This window comes from Jutongia sp. SJQ-6, assembly GCF_054161275.1.
Window position 1 is genome coordinate 1,080,338 of record NZ_CP195314.1, and the last position, 15,358, is coordinate 1,095,695.

14 protein-coding genes are annotated in these 15,358 nt (G+C 40.8%); 3 read left to right on the forward strand and 11 right to left on the reverse strand.

Annotated features, from left to right (window positions below):
- Nucleotides 1–31 precede the first annotated feature (31 nt).
- The 9 genes from ACSAJE_RS05080 to ACSAJE_RS05120 all read right to left on the reverse strand — a co-directional run bounded on the left by ACSAJE_RS05080 (nt 32) and on the right by ACSAJE_RS05120 (nt 10,514).
- Complete coding sequence (locus tag ACSAJE_RS05080; RefSeq protein ID WP_458009859.1) at nt 32–1,312, reverse strand: alkaline phosphatase family protein; 1,281 nt, start codon at nt 1,310–1,312, stop codon at nt 32–34.
- A 2-nt stretch (nt 1,313–1,314) separates the two neighbouring features.
- A complete protein-coding gene (locus tag ACSAJE_RS05085; RefSeq protein ID WP_458009860.1) occupies nt 1,315–2,541 on the reverse strand; it encodes a sulfate adenylyltransferase subunit 1 in 1,227 nt (408 codons plus the stop codon).
- 15 nt (nt 2,542–2,556) lie between these two features.
- Entirely contained in the window at nt 2,557–3,357 is an 801-nt protein-coding gene (gene cysD / locus ACSAJE_RS05090; RefSeq protein WP_458009861.1) for a sulfate adenylyltransferase subunit CysD, read from the reverse strand.
- 42 nt (nt 3,358–3,399) lie between these two features.
- Nucleotides 3,400–4,998: a B12-binding domain-containing radical SAM protein gene (locus ACSAJE_RS05095; protein ID WP_458009862.1), complete on the reverse strand. Its 1,599-nt coding sequence runs from the start codon at nt 4,996–4,998 to the stop codon at nt 3,400–3,402.
- A 27-nt stretch (nt 4,999–5,025) separates the two neighbouring features.
- Nucleotides 5,026–5,979 (reverse strand): hypothetical protein, encoded by a 954-nt coding sequence (locus ACSAJE_RS05100; RefSeq protein ID WP_458009863.1) that lies wholly within the window; start codon nt 5,977–5,979, stop codon nt 5,026–5,028.
- A 35-nt stretch (nt 5,980–6,014) separates the two neighbouring features.
- A complete protein-coding gene (locus tag ACSAJE_RS05105; RefSeq protein ID WP_458009864.1) occupies nt 6,015–7,862 on the reverse strand; it encodes an ABC transporter ATP-binding protein in 1,848 nt (615 codons plus the stop codon).
- Nucleotides 7,855–9,663 (reverse strand): ABC transporter ATP-binding protein, encoded by a 1,809-nt coding sequence (locus tag ACSAJE_RS05110; protein WP_458009865.1) that lies wholly within the window; start codon nt 9,661–9,663, stop codon nt 7,855–7,857. Before ACSAJE_RS05110 ends, ACSAJE_RS05105 begins: the two co-directional genes overlap by 8 nt.
- Nucleotides 9,664–9,792: 129 nt before the next feature.
- The gene (locus ACSAJE_RS05115; RefSeq protein ID WP_458009866.1) at nt 9,793–10,359 is read right to left on the reverse strand and encodes an accessory gene regulator ArgB-like protein; all 567 of its coding nucleotides are present in this window, start codon (nt 10,357–10,359) and stop codon (nt 9,793–9,795) included.
- A complete protein-coding gene (locus ACSAJE_RS05120) occupies nt 10,359–10,514 on the reverse strand; it encodes a cyclic lactone autoinducer peptide (protein ID WP_458009867.1) in 156 nt (51 codons plus the stop codon). The genes ACSAJE_RS05115 and ACSAJE_RS05120 overlap by 1 nt, the downstream gene beginning before the upstream one ends.
- Nucleotides 10,515–10,788: 274 nt before the next feature.
- Here ACSAJE_RS05120 and ACSAJE_RS05125 point away from each other — a divergent pair, with 274 nt between their 5' ends.
- The 3 genes from ACSAJE_RS05125 (at nt 10,789) to ACSAJE_RS05135 (ending at nt 13,279) form a co-directional block, all read left to right on the forward strand.
- The gene (locus tag ACSAJE_RS05125) at nt 10,789–11,148 is read left to right on the forward strand and encodes a helix-turn-helix domain-containing protein (protein WP_458009868.1); all 360 of its coding nucleotides are present in this window, start codon (nt 10,789–10,791) and stop codon (nt 11,146–11,148) included.
- Between the two features lie 99 nt (nt 11,149–11,247).
- Nucleotides 11,248–11,955, forward strand: coding sequence for a LytR/AlgR family response regulator transcription factor (locus ACSAJE_RS05130; RefSeq protein WP_458009869.1), 708 nt, complete (start codon nt 11,248–11,250; stop codon nt 11,953–11,955).
- Between the two features lie 4 nt (nt 11,956–11,959).
- Nucleotides 11,960–13,279 (forward strand): sensor histidine kinase, encoded by a 1,320-nt coding sequence (locus tag ACSAJE_RS05135; RefSeq protein WP_458009870.1) that lies wholly within the window; start codon nt 11,960–11,962, stop codon nt 13,277–13,279.
- Nucleotides 13,280–13,855: 576 nt separating this feature from the next.
- Here the strand turns inward: ACSAJE_RS05135 and ACSAJE_RS05140 are convergent.
- Together ACSAJE_RS05140 and ACSAJE_RS05145 are read right to left on the reverse strand one after the other, a co-directional pair.
- Nucleotides 13,856–14,542 (reverse strand): SpoVG family protein, encoded by a 687-nt coding sequence (locus tag ACSAJE_RS05140; protein WP_458009871.1) that lies wholly within the window; start codon nt 14,540–14,542, stop codon nt 13,856–13,858.
- 248 nt (nt 14,543–14,790) lie between these two features.
- Nucleotides 14,791–15,357, reverse strand: coding sequence for an MT-A70 family methyltransferase (locus ACSAJE_RS05145; protein WP_458009872.1), 567 nt, complete (start codon nt 15,355–15,357; stop codon nt 14,791–14,793).
- Between the last annotated feature and the right edge of the window lies 1 nt (nt 15,358).

Sequence of the window (15,358 nt, forward strand, 5' to 3'; positions counted from 1 at the left end):
ATTTCTTTCAACCTTATCCCCCTGTCTATTCCTACGGTTTATCAAAAAAATGCATCATCTCCTGATGGACATCTTCAATGGTAACAATATTATCAATCGGGAAATTCTTCCCAATAATCAAAGCATTTTCATACGTATGCATTCCCACCAGTGCAGAATTTGTAAAAATCTCTTCACCGGGAAGCATGCCCTTCAAGTCATAACCATCATTTGGATGGGCAATAATATCTGCCGCATCCTCCAGATAGCTCCCGCTATATATCTCCTCTCGGAAAAATACATTGCGTATGACAGGCTGATTATTTACAGGATCTCTAAAATCCAGCAATTCCTGCTTAATCTTATTTCTGACACTGTCATATTCTGTCGGAGAGACGCTTCCCCGCTCCTCCCTGCCCGCAAGATTTATATAAAAACGTCCCGGCAGAACAGAATAACAAATGGTTTCTTTCTGATAATCATCAAGCTGACAGGAGTCTTCTTCCAAAATCAAATATCCTTTTTCCCTCAGCCAGGTATTCATCTGCACCTCATGGCGAATCCCACAAAATCCATGGTCTGAAAGAATCAGCAGCGAATCGCTATCTTGCAACCGTTCTACCAATTTGCCAATCCACCAGTCGAGGCGTTGGAAAAACCGCTGCGTCTCCATATGAAAGGCTTTCTCCCTGTCCTCTATGTCATACCAGAAAAAATGCATTAACCGGTCTGTTTCCATGATGTGAAGATGAAAATAATTCCAGTCGTCCTCTAAATCAAAAGCTGCCTGAAAACGTGCATCCAGCGCCCGGAAAATCTGGTCCATCAGCGCACTCCGGTCCGTTCTGGCAAGCCAGGCATCAACGTCTATAATATAATCATGTTCCTTAAGAAACAAAGCCAGTTCTGGCGGATATGTCCCCTTTTCAATATCCGGGCACAGGAAACAGGACACCATCTTTCCGTTGACAACTTCTACCGGATATGTAACTGGTACATTCATTACCACCACTTTTTTCCCTCTTCTTGAAAGCGTTGTCCATATGGATTCCGCCTTTCGGTGCCTTGATGTAGGAATCGTGATTTGAAACGGCGATGCAACCCTGTCTGCAAAACCAAAAATACCATGCTGCGCTGGATTTACACCTGTCGCAAATCCTGTCCAGGCCACAGAAGATATAACCGGATATACAGAATTCATTGGCTTCATCCCATTGTCAGAAATAAGCGCAGACAGATTTTCGCAAACTCCCTGTTCACATAAGCTTTTCAGCAAAGAAAACGGAACACCATCAATTCCCAATACAAACATTCTTTCTTTTTTTCGATTCATGGCTATAAAACAATACCTCCTGCACAGATTATCTCTTCTCTTAAAATCACAAATCTGCCAATACATTCATAGTGAGAAAACGTAGTCACAGCCAAGGGCTTTTTCGTCCGAATTACAATTCTTCCGGCATCCAGATTTTCAAGCTGCTCTATATTTTCCTGTTGTCTTGTAAGCTCTCCCGTATTTAGTTTTTGTTTGATTTCCTTGATAATGCAGCTTGTCTCCTGGGCGCCGCACCGAATCTTTAATTTTTCTCCAACGGAAACTGGCTGACGGCTCATCCACAACATACCCGCCTCAAACTCCTCTTTCATTTCTATCTTTGCATCTTTGTGGCAAAGTACATTTCCCCTTTCGAGAAACAATGCATCCTTTATGGTGATTCCGATACATTCACCCGCCTCTGCACGTTCTGGATTTTCCATAAATTTTTCGATGGATGCAACCTGTGTGCTCTGTCCGGTCTGGACCACCTGCACGACGTCATTCGGACGCAGAATACCCTTTTCCAGTCTGCCCACTGCAATTCTTTTTTTCGCATACTTATAGACATCCTGTACCAGAAACAGATATGGTAAATCCTCCTGATTTTTTCCTATTTCTATGCTTTCCATAAATTCCAGCAGGGAATCTCCCGTATACCAATCCATATTCTTAGATTGTAAACAAACGTTGTCTCCCTCCAGCGCCGAAACAGGTACGAAATGAGACCCCCGCATGTTTAACTTTTTAAAAATTTCTTTTATCCCGTCAATAATTTCATCAAATCTTTTCTGGGAATACTCCACCTGGTCCATTTTATTTACAACAACAATTAACTGGCGAATGCCTAACAGCGACAGGATAAACACATGGCGTCTAGTCTGTGGCATGACTCCTTCCGAAGCATCAACAATCAGAACCGCGGCGTCGGCCTGTGCGGCTCCTGTCACCATATTTTGCACGAACTCCACATGTCCTGGGGCATCAATAATCTGATATTGTCTTTTTTCTGTCCGGAAAAAAGTCTGTGTCATTTCAATGGTAATACCATTTTCTCTTTCTTCCCTTAAATGATCCAGCAAAAAAGCAAACTCCAACTTATTGTCCGTTGATAAGGATGCCTTTCTTAATTCTTCTATCTTATCTTCCGAAACAGAACCGGTATCATACAATAATCTGCCAATAAGTGTTGATTTTCCATGGTCAACGTGCCCAACCATTACAATAGATAGTTTATTATTTTCCATACAGCTCCCCCATCGTTACATATATCCCAGTGACCTTAACTTCTGCATCATATAATCGGACTCTTTATCCTGCGCCCGCCCGCTTCTCTCTGATATATTTGTCTTTTCTAATTCACGGATAATCTCAGGTACAGAACCCGCCGTTGACAGAATAGGATTGCAGCAGGTTTCACATCCAATACTTCGATACCGTTTTTCGCCATCCGAAAAATATAACTTCACCATTGGAATCTTCTCCCTCTCGATATAGTTCCAAATGTCCTTCTCCGTCCAGCTCAAAATAGGATGAATCCGAAAGTGCTCTTCCTCCCTGGTCTCCGTCCGGTGTTGGTCCCACATTTCCAACGACTGTTCCTTGTAGTTCCATTCAAAATCCTGGTCACGGATAGAGAAAAACCGTTCTTTTGCCCGAACACCGTGCTCATCCCGGCGAATGCCAAGGTATAATGCCTTGATGTGATTTTTAGCCACTACCTGTTTTAACGCCTGTGTCTTTAACTGGGTACAACACTCAAGTTTTCCCTTTCCGGGACCCATCCCGTTTTGAAGCGCCTCCTCATTGCGGTAAACCAGTAAATCCAAATCCCATTTTCTCGCATAGTAATCACGAAACTCATATATTTCCTTAAATTTATATCCTGTATCAAGGTGAATAACCGGAAACGGGATTTTGCCATAAAACGCTTTTCGGATTAACCATAAAAGTGTCGTGGAATCTTTTCCTATGGACCACAGCATTCCGATATCTTTAAATTGGCTGTATGCTTCCCGAATCAGATAAATGCTTTCATTTTCAAGCTTGCTTAAAGAATCCATACATCTCCTCCTTGCTATTTTGCTTTCTGACCAATCCGTCTCCTATGAGCTTTTCACAAGTTCGTATCCTCTTCTTATAAAGTCTCTTCCCAGACGATATTCTTTGTTACCTATCTCATCCATTTTTCCCTTTATGAAATCCCGAAGCAGTTTCTGTTTTGCAAAAACATCTATGGTTTCATAATTTTCATAAATGTCCATAAAGAAATCATGGTTGAATTTTGCCATCTTTTTCCTTTCTTCCTTTACAAATCCGGCAAATTCCTCAATTTCTCCCAACACCTCACTATCTTTATATTTTTTCTTCATTCTGGAGATAAACGTATGCACCAGAATATCAAATATCTCAAAATCCCAGACTTCCTGTACCTTAAGTAACTCCTGGCAGATATCCGAAATCTTTCTGACACGCTCATCCAGGAACTCATATTCATACATTCCGTCACAAATATCATAATCCGCCGTTATCCGTTTTGATGCAATCAACCGCTTCTCAATAATGGTTGAAGGGTATACCTCCAGTTTCCAGAAATAATGACGAATCACCTGGCCAATTCCGGTATTATATAAAAAGTCCGCATTATCTTTCAAATCCTCATAAATGGAATCTGGGTGAAACATAATAAACCCAAATGTAATATATATATCCGGGAAATCGGCAAGTATTCGTATTACACGGTCGTTATCCTTACTTCTTGCCCTCTTGCAGAGCAGACGAAGCCCTCTGTCATTTCCAGCCTCAAACCCAATATTTACCTTTTCCAGCCCGGAATCTACTAAAAGCTGTAACAGTTCCCGGTCTTCATCCCGCCAGTTTTCGGCACGAAAACAGCAATTATAAAAAATATTGAGTTTCCGGTCTATTAATTCCTGTGCAATTTGCCCAATCCTCTCTTTTCCTTCCTGGCCTGGGTCTTCGAATGTGGAGTCAATAAAATCAAAGGTATGGAAATCATATTTTTTCACTAACTGTTCGATTTCATCTACAACATTTTTCGGGCTCCTGCCCCGCCATCGGAAATCCTTTTGTTCCCTTCCCACAAAGGAACTGCAAAATCCACATTTTCCTAGGCATCCTCGGCTGGAACAAATCCGCAGATACTGTGCCCTGTTATCATGTAACGCAAACTGGTCCCGCACAGGAAACGGTAAATCGTCTAAATTCTCAATCAACGCCCGGTCAGGATTTTGGCAAATCTGTACGCTATCCCGGTAACTCAGTCCATCAATCTCTCCAAAAGATTTGTGCTCTTCTATGGCTTCCACTAATTCGTAGGTCGTAATCTCCCCTTCTCCGCGCACAATACTGTCCACTTGCGGATATCTTTCCAGTATTGCCTTATCCCAGAATGTGGCCATATGCCCGCCCAACGTAATATGGCTGTCTTCATATGCATCTTTTACAATTTTTGCCATATCCAGTATCGGTTTCATATTGACACAGGTCGTCGTAAATCCTACTATATCGTACTTTTCTGATAATACCTCATCAATATGCTGCGTATCATTCATACCATAGACTTCTATAATCTTGCAGCTATAGCCCTTCTGCTTCAAATACGCACTGATATACGCCACCCCTAAATGTTCCGTGCTACGAACTAAATCTCCCCCTAAAATCACAATAAACAAAATTTTCATTTATTCTCTCCCCGTACAGATACACCGTTAAACAATAGACTTCCACATTTCTTTCTCTGTCTGAATCACATTACTCCACAACTTTTCAATGAATTCCAGTTTCAATGGACGTCCTGTCTTTTGCTGCCGCATCAGAATATATTTTACCTGTCCAATATCCTCCATCATATTCTGGCTGCACTCCGTCATGGCATCACATTGTGCCTGAGAAATAAAGCCTCTCTGCAGCAACTCCTTACACAGCAGTTTATTGGCAATACAACGGTTCTCGTATCTGGTATGTACCTTTATGTATTCCGTCGGAACCAATCGGTCTGCGTATTCATCACCGTGCATGGAAAAGTTTGTAAATCTATCGTCCGATAAATTCTGTAAAATACTTCGGGCGTTCTGCTTTACCTCCTCAAAATCTAGTGAGAAAGAGGGCACCTCCATCTTTCGCCTACGCAGGCGGTAATCCTCCCCCGTCAACTCCCTGAAATTGTTTTCCTTGGAGTCGATTGCCTGCTTTAACCGTTCATACGGAATTTCACAGATTCCGTATGTCACGCTGCTCCCCAATGCATCTTCCAATACATAAAGTGTAGACAGAGCATCATCATATCCCACAATTAAACTGGGATGTGCCAAATGCTCCTTTTGATATGCTGCCCCCGTATCATGCCAATAAAACAAATCAACTCCCAACTGCAAGTATTTTCCCTCATTGATAGACTTTTTTACCAATTTTAAATAATCATCGTCCTCATATAAAAGACCCTGATATTCAAAACACCGTTCAAAAATATGTTTATACCCCTCCGAATACCCTATATACGGAAAATATTGGTCAGGATATGGTCCAAAATGTGGTTCATACCCATTCATATAGGCAGCTAACCGATAGCTTTCGTCGTAAAAAAGCGTCATCGATATGATAGCGTTTGTCATACAATCCGCGAAGAAATCATCAAATACGCAAATATTAATCCGGTTCCTCATAAAATATCCTCCTCTTTCTTCCATGTATTAAAGAATCATACAGTAATCTCCTGATTCTGTTGATAATACTTTGCCTGACAACGGAACATCTCCGCATATTGACCATTCTGTTCCATCAGCTCCCTGTGGCTTCCCTGTTCAATAATCTCTCCGTTTTCAAACATATAGATACAATCCGCATCCTTTGTAGTAGATAAACGATGCGAAATAAATATTACCGTCGCTTCTCCCGCCTTATGGAGCATATTTTGATTTAATTCGTACTCTGCCCTTGGGTCCAGCGCGCTGGATGGTTCATCTAATATTGCAATATGCATTTCATCTTTCTTTGCAAACAACCTGCCGATAGCCACCTTTTGCGCCTCTCCACCGGATAAACTTACCCCGTTTTCTGCAAATTCTCTTGTCAACGGAGTATCCATCCCTTCCGGAAGGCTTTCCAGACGCTCCCAAAAACCGGACTGCCGCAAAGCCTCTTCCACCCGTTTTTTTTCCTCCGGAACATCCCCCTTTCCCTCGCCCATTATGACATTTTCTTTTACGGTGGTCGCATACAACTGATAGTCCTGAAATACCGAGCCAAAAATTTTTCGATATTCTTTTGTCGTAAATTCCCGTATGTCATGTCCGCCATAGCAGATACTTCCCTCTGTCACGTCATACAAACGCATCAAGAGTTTGACAAAGGTTGATTTCCCCGCTCCATTTTCCCCAACGAGGGCAACCTTTTCGCCACTTTTAATCTTCATATTGATATGCCGGAGCGTATCCCTTTGCGAGCCGGCATAACGATAGGACACATCCTTAATTTCTAATACGGTGTGCTCCCACGGTACTTGGGTAATACCAGCAGCATTTTCAATCTTTCCCTCATAATCCATAAAACGTCGAAAACGCTCGCAAAACATTCCCGCTTTCTGAACACGTTCTACACAGTAATTCAGGGAATCCAACTGATTTCGCACACTGCTTTGTGCATTGTTAAGGGCCGCCACATCCCCCAAACCGATGCGGCAAACTACCAGCGCCATATAACCCAGATATAACGGAACGCAATATGCCGACAATAATGTATACACGCTAATATAGTTTATAAAAGACCATAATGATATTTGCATGCCATATTTTTTTACAACGGAAACCGTCTCATCCAATGATTGATGAAACTGTCTCTCTAAGGGCACTTCAATATGGGAGAGTTTTATCTCCTTTGCATATTCCGGCTGATAAAACACACGTTTGCTATAGTTCGCCCGGCGCATTATTCTCTTTTTTTCCACATCACAATCATATTCCAGTTTCATAATCCGAAATTTTGTGTAGACATTTATGATAAATCCCAGCGTGGGAAAAATCGCTATTACCGGATTGATAAAAGTTATCAATCCCGACAAAACAAGTACCGCCGCCACATTACTTCCCATCCGCGCCAAATCCATAATGACCATTACGGCAATTTCCTCCAACTGGGAAGCAGCAATAACAAAATTATCATAATACGTGTCGCTGTCATAACAGATTAAATCCATCTCCGACACCTTTTGAATCATTTCCTCCTGCATCCTGCCTGTCATACGGATAATCCTCGACCTTGCTAAACTCTCCGTACACCGTTCCAGAGACATCAGCACTGCTATTCCCAGCGTGGATACCACCACCAAAACAGCTGTCTGTTGAAATGATACATTTGAATCCGACAAATAATTGATAAACGCGCGGATAAAAATGGTATCCATAAAAGCGTGGCCAACTCCACTGGCAACCAGCACGGTAAAAATCTGAATTATCAAAACAGCGTCTATACGAAACGAGTATTTTAGCAGATATGCGTAATTGCTGAGAATCCTTCTTATCGATAATTTTTCATCTTTGTCATTATGCATAAAGAGCTCCTCCCATTTCCTCCTGATAATTCTTTGCCTGCAGACGAAACATTTCGGCATATCGTCCATTTTTCTCCATGAGTTCCTGGTGAGAGCCTTCTTCAACAATTTTTCCCTGTTCCAGAAAGAGAATCCGATCTGCCATCCGGGCAGAAGAAATTCTATGGGAGATAAAGAACACCGTCTTTCCTTTCGACGCCTCCATCATATTGCAATTCATGTTATATTCTGCTATGGGATCCAGCGCGCTGGAAGGTTCATCTAATATGACTATCTGTGGATTTTTTGCAAACACACGTGCAATGGCAATTTTTTGCGCCTGCCCGCCAGAACAGACAAACCCATCTTCGTCAAATTCTTTTGTCAGACATGTATCAATACCAAGGGGCATCTTCTCCAGCACATCACCAAACTGGGCCTTTTCCAAGGAATCTATCACTAACTGGCATTCCTCCGGCGTTTCCGGTACTTTCATCAGTACGTTCTCCTTTAAAGAAAGGGAAAAAATCTGAAAATCCTGAAAAACCGTTCCAAAACAATCTCGAAACGCCACCGGTTCATACTTACGCACATCGTTTCCGCCAACAAAAATATTTCCCTCCGAAACCGGATACAGTCCCATAAGTAGTTTCATCAGTGTTGTTTTGCCGGCCCCGTTTTCCCCTACCACTGCAATATGTTCTCCCTGCCGGACTTCCATATTTAAATCCTTGATAATCATCCGGCTGCTGCCCGGATAACAATACGAGACATGTTCAAATTTAATTTCCCCCATATGCGAATTCGGCGGCACTGCCTCTTCTGTTCTCTCTTCCACTTCGCACTCCAAAAAGTCACGGATACTTTTCATATACATGCAAAGCTTTCCTGCCTGGGAAAAAAGTCCCAATGCCTGATTCACAGAATTTACAACATACCCCACAGCCGTAATCATTGCCACATATGCTGCCACCGCATTACTTCCGCCAAGTTTTAAACGCCATGTTATATACAGATAAGAACCCAGCGTAACGATACCCGAAAATAAAAGCGTTTCGACAATCCGGTATCCACCAATCCTACGCTGGTGAACGATGTTTTTTTTACATCTTTCCGTGTATCCGTCTTTATGTAGCACGAATAACACTCTTGCCATAGAGGGATACAATCGGAGTTCCGCCGCATATTTTTTTTCATAAAACACCCTCTTGGCATATTCCATTTTCCGTTTTCCTACGGTCTCGTCCTGTCTTGCGGCAAATTCCTCCCCACTTTCTTTTATGCCAAAATATAGGCTTCCAATTACCGAAGGTACAGCAAATACAATTAAAAAGATATCGACGGAAGCCAACATAACCAGTGCGACAATACCTCCGCTGAGACACCCTACTCCCCATGCGGTGAGGAACAGTCCTCCAAACCCCTGTTCCAATGCCTCATCTAAGGCTCGGGAAAATTCATCGTAAAACGTAGGATTTTCATATTGACTTATTTTTATTTTCTTTGCCTTTTGTATTATCTTCTGAAAAATATGCCTATAAATTCTCAATTCTGATATTTTTTCACAAAAACTATGGATTGCCGATATCAGATGGACAACGATATAAAAAACGCAAAACGCACTCACCATAATAAATAATTTTCGGAAATCCACTCTGTTTTCGATGCACTCATAAATGAATTTAATTAGATAAATACCATATACAGCTTCGAACACAGCCTCAAATATATTTTTAAAGAAAGTAAACCACACAATTTGAGAGTCGGCCTCATAAATCTGACGAAGTGCTTGATAAATATTTAACAAAATATTTTTTTTCATATTATAAAGACGTCTCCTTCCATATATCAATATTTTTCCATAGATTAAGCTCAATCATTGAAAAACTCAATACTTTCTGTATGAAACGACATTTTTCTGTCAATTTTGGGCAAAAATAGTCTTTTCATTTCAGGATTTTCTCTTTATAACAATACATGGCAGTTGCAAAATTGCTGTCAATACCAGACTAACCGCTAGACATACTGCATAATGGCGCTGATTTAAAAGAATCAAAACAGAATACAATACTATCGTCATGATTACCAGCATACATGTTGTACGTCTGTATTGATTAATTTCATCTTCTTCCAATTCTTTATTTTCCGAATCAATGGGGCTGTTGATTATAACGCTTACTCCACTGATTACCACCAGCATATGAAAAAGCCAGCTACACTCTGAATGAATTACTACATAAAAACTACTTACCAGCAATCCCAAGGATATCGTCATACATATGTAAGCATGCTTGGCATGATAACCACCACTGAACTTCCTGATAACCATAAAGGGAATGATAATCAACACCCCCTCTGGCAACATTCCTACTATACCGCTAGCAATCAGAAAGATTACTAACGGCATAACAGAAACCAGGAAACTATACATTGCATACTCATACAATCCCCTGTCGTCGGGTTCGATGGCATTCTGCTGAGCCAGCCATCCACTTAGCACCCTTGAAATATACTCCATTATTTCTGTCTCCTGAAACGTGACAGTTCCTTTGGTGCTTTTGGCTGATATACCAAACAGCATGCCGTTGAGTTTGCATCTGCCTTCAGTACATTTGTGAGTACCTTGGCAGCCATTGCCGCAGATTTGCTGGCGATGTTCTTTTTTATGTTCATAAATGCTCCTCCCTTCAATAAGGTGTAATGATATTATAGTTACCAACCGCATAATAACCTATTTTTTGAAAAAAATCGACAGAGAAAACATGAATGGGTTATTTTTGATGCTTTTTGGTCATGTTCATTCTATTTTGCATTTTTTCTATATGTATTTCAGAACAAAGTAGCAATAACAGAACAAAACTCAATGTAACACAGAACTATTCTGTATCAGATTCTTCTTTTAGCAAATAATCCTTGTTAAGATGAATTCCGAAGGGAGGGCTTTACTTTGCAGGAAGAACAATTTATTACTATGGGGAGACGCATCCGATTACGGCGCAAGGAACTCGGTCTTACCCAAAACAAGTTAGCCGAATTATTAGAGGTATCAAATAACCACTTGTCTGCCATTGAAAATGGAAGAGAAAAACCCAGTTTAGAAAAATTTGTCATATTATGCGAGCGGCTAAAAACAACTCCTGATTTTCTTCTTCTAGGAAACCTGCATTCATGCAATGTTACTCAAAACATAGCAGATAATCTCCGCCTGTGTAATGCAGACGACATTAATCTGGTCGCACAAATTGTTGAAATTCTGGTTGCACGTAACCAGAATTTCTGGAACAGAGATACTGATTTCTCCGATTGATACAGCACATCATTCACATCTTTTACAATTCCCACTTGCCATTTTACTAATTCATTGTATAATAACAAGTAACTATGAAATTGGAGAGGATGTGATTTTTTGCGCATATTGATTTGCGATGATAATAAAAATATCCTGGATCAACTACAAAAATATATCATGGAATTTTTCAAAAGCAGGAAACTGAAATCTCCTAAAATATGCTGCTATCACAGTGGTGAAGCCTTACTTTCTGATGCCGGCTCTAAAGATATTGTTTTTCTGGATATAGAAATGCCCGGTTTAAATGGCATATATGTAGGAAAGGAATTAAAGGAAAAGAACAAAAATACCATTATTTTTATTATCACATCCTATGTAGAATATTTGGATGATGCCATGCGTTTCCATGTATTCCGCTATTTATCAAAACCCCTGGATAAGCAGCGGCTATTTCAAAATATGAAGGATGCTATCCAGTTATATAATTCAACCAATGTCAAAATACCGATTGAAACCAAAGAGGGTATATATACTTATACGGCTTCAGAAATCATATTGATAGAAGCAATGAGCCGCACTATTACCGTCCATACCTTAAGCAGAGATCTTATTGCCAAACAGAACATGGAACATTGGAACAGGACGCTAAATATACCCTGTTTTTTTCAGACACACCGAAGTTTTATTATCAACATGAAGTATGTGACAGATTTTGACCATTCCCTAATTCATCTCTACGATGACCAATACACAGCCTATCTGACAAAACGAAAATACTCAGAGTTTAAGAATACTTATTTTTTATATTTAGAAAGTACGAGGTAAAGAAATGTGGATTATGATGTGTTATGCGGCTGTTTATATTCTGGAGGCATGTATCCTCTGGCAATACTGCAGAAACCTTTTTCCCTCCAAATACCCAAGACAGGGTGAAGCTGTTTTCTTGTTCATAGGCTATTCTATCTTGTTTGCCGGCTCTTTCTTTGATAATTATTGGCTAAATCTTGCTCTGTTCTTCCTTGTAAATCTTGCCTGTATTTTTATCATGTACCAGCCCAAACTGCTTACCGCTCTGTTCCATGATCTGTTTATCACAATATCCATGTTATTGAGCGAACTATGCATTTCTGGTGTATTTTTTTATTTTGGATCTGGTTTTTATGGGAAAGAGGCTTATTTTAGAAACCTTGTAATCTTTTCCGTAATTAGCAAACTGCTATATTTCCTGATTCTCCAATGCACATCCATATATATCAAACAGAGGATTACAAGAGAACTTTTTTTCAGCAAAAGCACTCTATTTTTAAACATCATTCCCCTGCTGTCTGCTTTTATTTCATTAGTGCTTATCGCGGTCTGCACGAAAGTTACCCTTCCTCTTATTCTGGATATTTTAATAAGTATCAGTGCAATCTTACTCCTTGCTATTAACATCTTTCTGGCATGGTTTCATACCTCCACACAAGAAAAAAACCAGCAATTTCTGGAAATGCAGCTGCTCCTGCAAAAAGAATATGATACCGCATTATATTTTGATGCACTCTATCAACAGGATGAAAAGCAAAAAATACTGATCCATGACATCCGGAAGCATCTTCTGTCAATTGCAGACTTAAATGAAAAGGGGGATACTGAGAAAATTGCTGCTTATATTTATCAAATAATACAGTCCTCGGATTTACAGTACTCTGTACGAATTTGTGATAATAATCTGCTAAATACGATTCTTTTCCGCAGCAAACAGCAATGCAAAGCATCCGGCACCTCCTTCCTGACAGATATTCGAAGCGGTTGCACAGATTTCCTTTCTGAATATGACTTGACGTCCTTGTTTAGCAATCTTCTGGATAATGCGATAGATGCTACAAAAAACATTCCGGATTCCTATATTGAATTAAACGTCACACCTCATAGCGATAAAAAAATCATTATTACAATGGTTAACTCCTGCAGGAAGAATCCATTTTCAAAAAACAGCAAATGGTTAACCACGACAAAAAAGAATAAGCTAAGACATGGATATGGTATGAAAAGCATCCAGCGTGTCGTTGACAAATACGAGGGGGATTACCGTTTCTATTTTGACGAGGAAAATTATACCTTCCATACCATCCTCGTCCTCAAAAGAATATCGCCTGGAGATAACTGATTATTTTATTGCATGATACCAAGTAAACCCAAAAGACTCCTGTAGATTAAGACAGGCGGAATGCCTGCTTTTTCTCGACATGCCAATTTCCAACTGTGGTTTCAAAAAACTACAACCTACAAGCAAGTTCTTCAGTTGTTTTCGATGTTTGAAATACCGATATCACACCTTTTTTCGGATGCAATCGTGATTGATGACAACTCACTCACGCGAATCCCAGTTGCACATATTGTTTGTATAATCATTCCAAGTCGGACTTTTCCATTATTCATCGCTGTTTTCACTAATTTCATATATTCCGACTTTGACAACTCCTTATTTTCCGGCAAAAACACTTCTTTTTGCAATTTAAATGTTTTAAGCCTAAGTTCATACCAACAAAAAAACTCAAAAAACGATTAGATACAACCAAAAAATGAATTGATACTGCTTGTTTTATAATCTTCCAACATTTTTTCTGTGATAATCTTCTTCATAACATTGTACCTCCAAGACTAATTGGCAGGATCTGCAATTCGATTACATTTCCTGCCATTTCAATTTATAACCTACTAAAATAATATCGTTTTCTATACCTTATCGAAACGGTGTATCCCTTGCCTCCTGCCAGCCGTCATGCCCGGCACTTGGTTTTGTCTGTTCCTTTCCCTCACCGCTTTTCTGCTTTTCCTTACTTTCCTCAAAGGACTTTCTTACTGCACCGTAGAGCTGTTCCCGAAATTCCTTTGTCACCGGAAAGCAGATATCCTGATAGATACTCTTCCCCTGTTCATCGGTCTGTTTCGTCTTATAGGACGGCATCGCTACAAAGAGTCCATTCTTCCCCTGTAAAAGCGATACATTGTTGATCACGAAACATTCCTCCAGATAGATCCTGGCAAGTCCCTTGAGATTGCTTCCGTCCCGTTCAAACGGTACCGCTTTCACCTGAAACTTTAATTCCGGTTTCTTATCCTTATCTGCCTCATATATCTTAAGCTGCAGGCGGTTCTCTCCCTCCTGCTGTACCTGTTCATAAGCCTTTAAGATCCCGTCATAGAGCTGTTTCCGAAATTCCTTTGTGATCGGATGGCAGATATCCTTATATCCGCTGTCATCTTTGCTGCTCGCATACCTCGGCATGGATACAAAGGACTGACCATTCTTGTTCTCGATCACTGCGATATTGCTAACCTTAAAGCTTTCATCAAACACCACCGATGCAAATGCACGGATGTTTCCCTCTCTTTTTTCTAACTGATTTACTGTAATCTCCGTATTCATATATATCCTCTTTTCCGAGCGTTTACTACGAAGAGGCGAAGTGAAAGTCGCGCAGGCGATTTCACTTTTGCCATCAAGCTATTTGCCTTCGCTCAGAAGCAAATAGCCAGCCCTTACTTGTATGGGCTTGTGATAAAATACTGCATCAGCAGTATTTTTCACATTAACACCTTTCCTTTCATGATACAGCCACAGCATTCCCTTTCCTGCCGTGGCGTGTTGCTGTCTTATTGTTTCTGCCTGTCCTGCTACTGATTACCACACAGCAGTGCGTTGATTGCTTCCCGGATATCCCTGCCGTCGATCTCATTTCCAAGACACTCCCAACCTTCATACCTCTCTCTGGCAAACAGCTCGATTCGAGGAAGATCTCCGCAAAGCTCCACGATTCTGTCTCTGATCTCATCCGGCTTTTTGCTGTGCTGCATGCGGTGAGCAATGCAAAGCTGTCTGACATTCGGGGATGCCCTGTGAGGGTGTCCCTTGGTTGCCAGCAGACAGATTTCCGAGCAACTCCTTGTCCAAAAACCAAGTCCCACGAAGAACGAGTCTGATTTCGGGTTCTGTTTGATCCAGTTAAAAGCGCAAGTCTTATACTGAAATCCCCAGCTGTCGATCACCGAAAGTCCCTCCCTAAGCTTCGGAAAAGTCACCCACAAAAACAGCACTGCATCATCCGCAGCAATCTTATCGACCGGAATGCTCCGGATATCCTGAATCGCCATAGTCTGGTACCTGTCTGCAGCCACCCCCTCCCCTTTCTGCCGTTCATATTTCCACGGCGGATCCGCATAAATGATATTATATTTCTCCATA

Excerpts from the sequence above, each read along its gene's own strand:
- ACSAJE_RS05080 (WP_458009859.1), bottom strand. The coding sequence starts at position 1,312 with ATGAATCGAAAAAAAGAAAGAATGTTTGTATTGGGAATTGATGGTGTT.
- ACSAJE_RS05085 (WP_458009860.1), bottom strand. The coding sequence starts at position 2,541 with ATGGAAAATAATAAACTATCTATTGTAATGGTTGGGCACGTTGACCAT.
- cysD (WP_458009861.1), bottom strand. The coding sequence starts at position 3,357 with ATGGATTCTTTAAGCAAGCTTGAAAATGAAAGCATTTATCTGATTCGG.
- ACSAJE_RS05095 (WP_458009862.1), bottom strand. The coding sequence starts at position 4,998 with ATGAAAATTTTGTTTATTGTGATTTTAGGGGGAGATTTAGTTCGTAGC.
- ACSAJE_RS05100 (WP_458009863.1), bottom strand. The coding sequence starts at position 5,979 with ATGAGGAACCGGATTAATATTTGCGTATTTGATGATTTCTTCGCGGAT.
- ACSAJE_RS05105 (WP_458009864.1), bottom strand. The coding sequence starts at position 7,862 with ATGCATAATGACAAAGATGAAAAATTATCGATAAGAAGGATTCTCAGC.
- ACSAJE_RS05110 (WP_458009865.1), bottom strand. The coding sequence starts at position 9,663 with ATGAAAAAAAATATTTTGTTAAATATTTATCAAGCACTTCGTCAGATT.
- ACSAJE_RS05115 (WP_458009866.1), bottom strand. The coding sequence starts at position 10,359 with ATGGAGTATATTTCAAGGGTGCTAAGTGGATGGCTGGCTCAGCAGAAT.
- ACSAJE_RS05120 (WP_458009867.1), bottom strand. The coding sequence starts at position 10,514 with ATGAACATAAAAAAGAACATCGCCAGCAAATCTGCGGCAATGGCTGCC.
- ACSAJE_RS05135 (WP_458009870.1), top strand. The coding sequence starts at position 11,960 with ATGTGGATTATGATGTGTTATGCGGCTGTTTATATTCTGGAGGCATGT.
- ACSAJE_RS05140 (WP_458009871.1), bottom strand. The coding sequence starts at position 14,542 with ATGAATACGGAGATTACAGTAAATCAGTTAGAAAAAAGAGAGGGAAAC.
- ACSAJE_RS05145 (WP_458009872.1), bottom strand. The coding sequence starts at position 15,357 with ATGGAGAAATATAATATCATTTATGCGGATCCGCCGTGGAAATATGAA.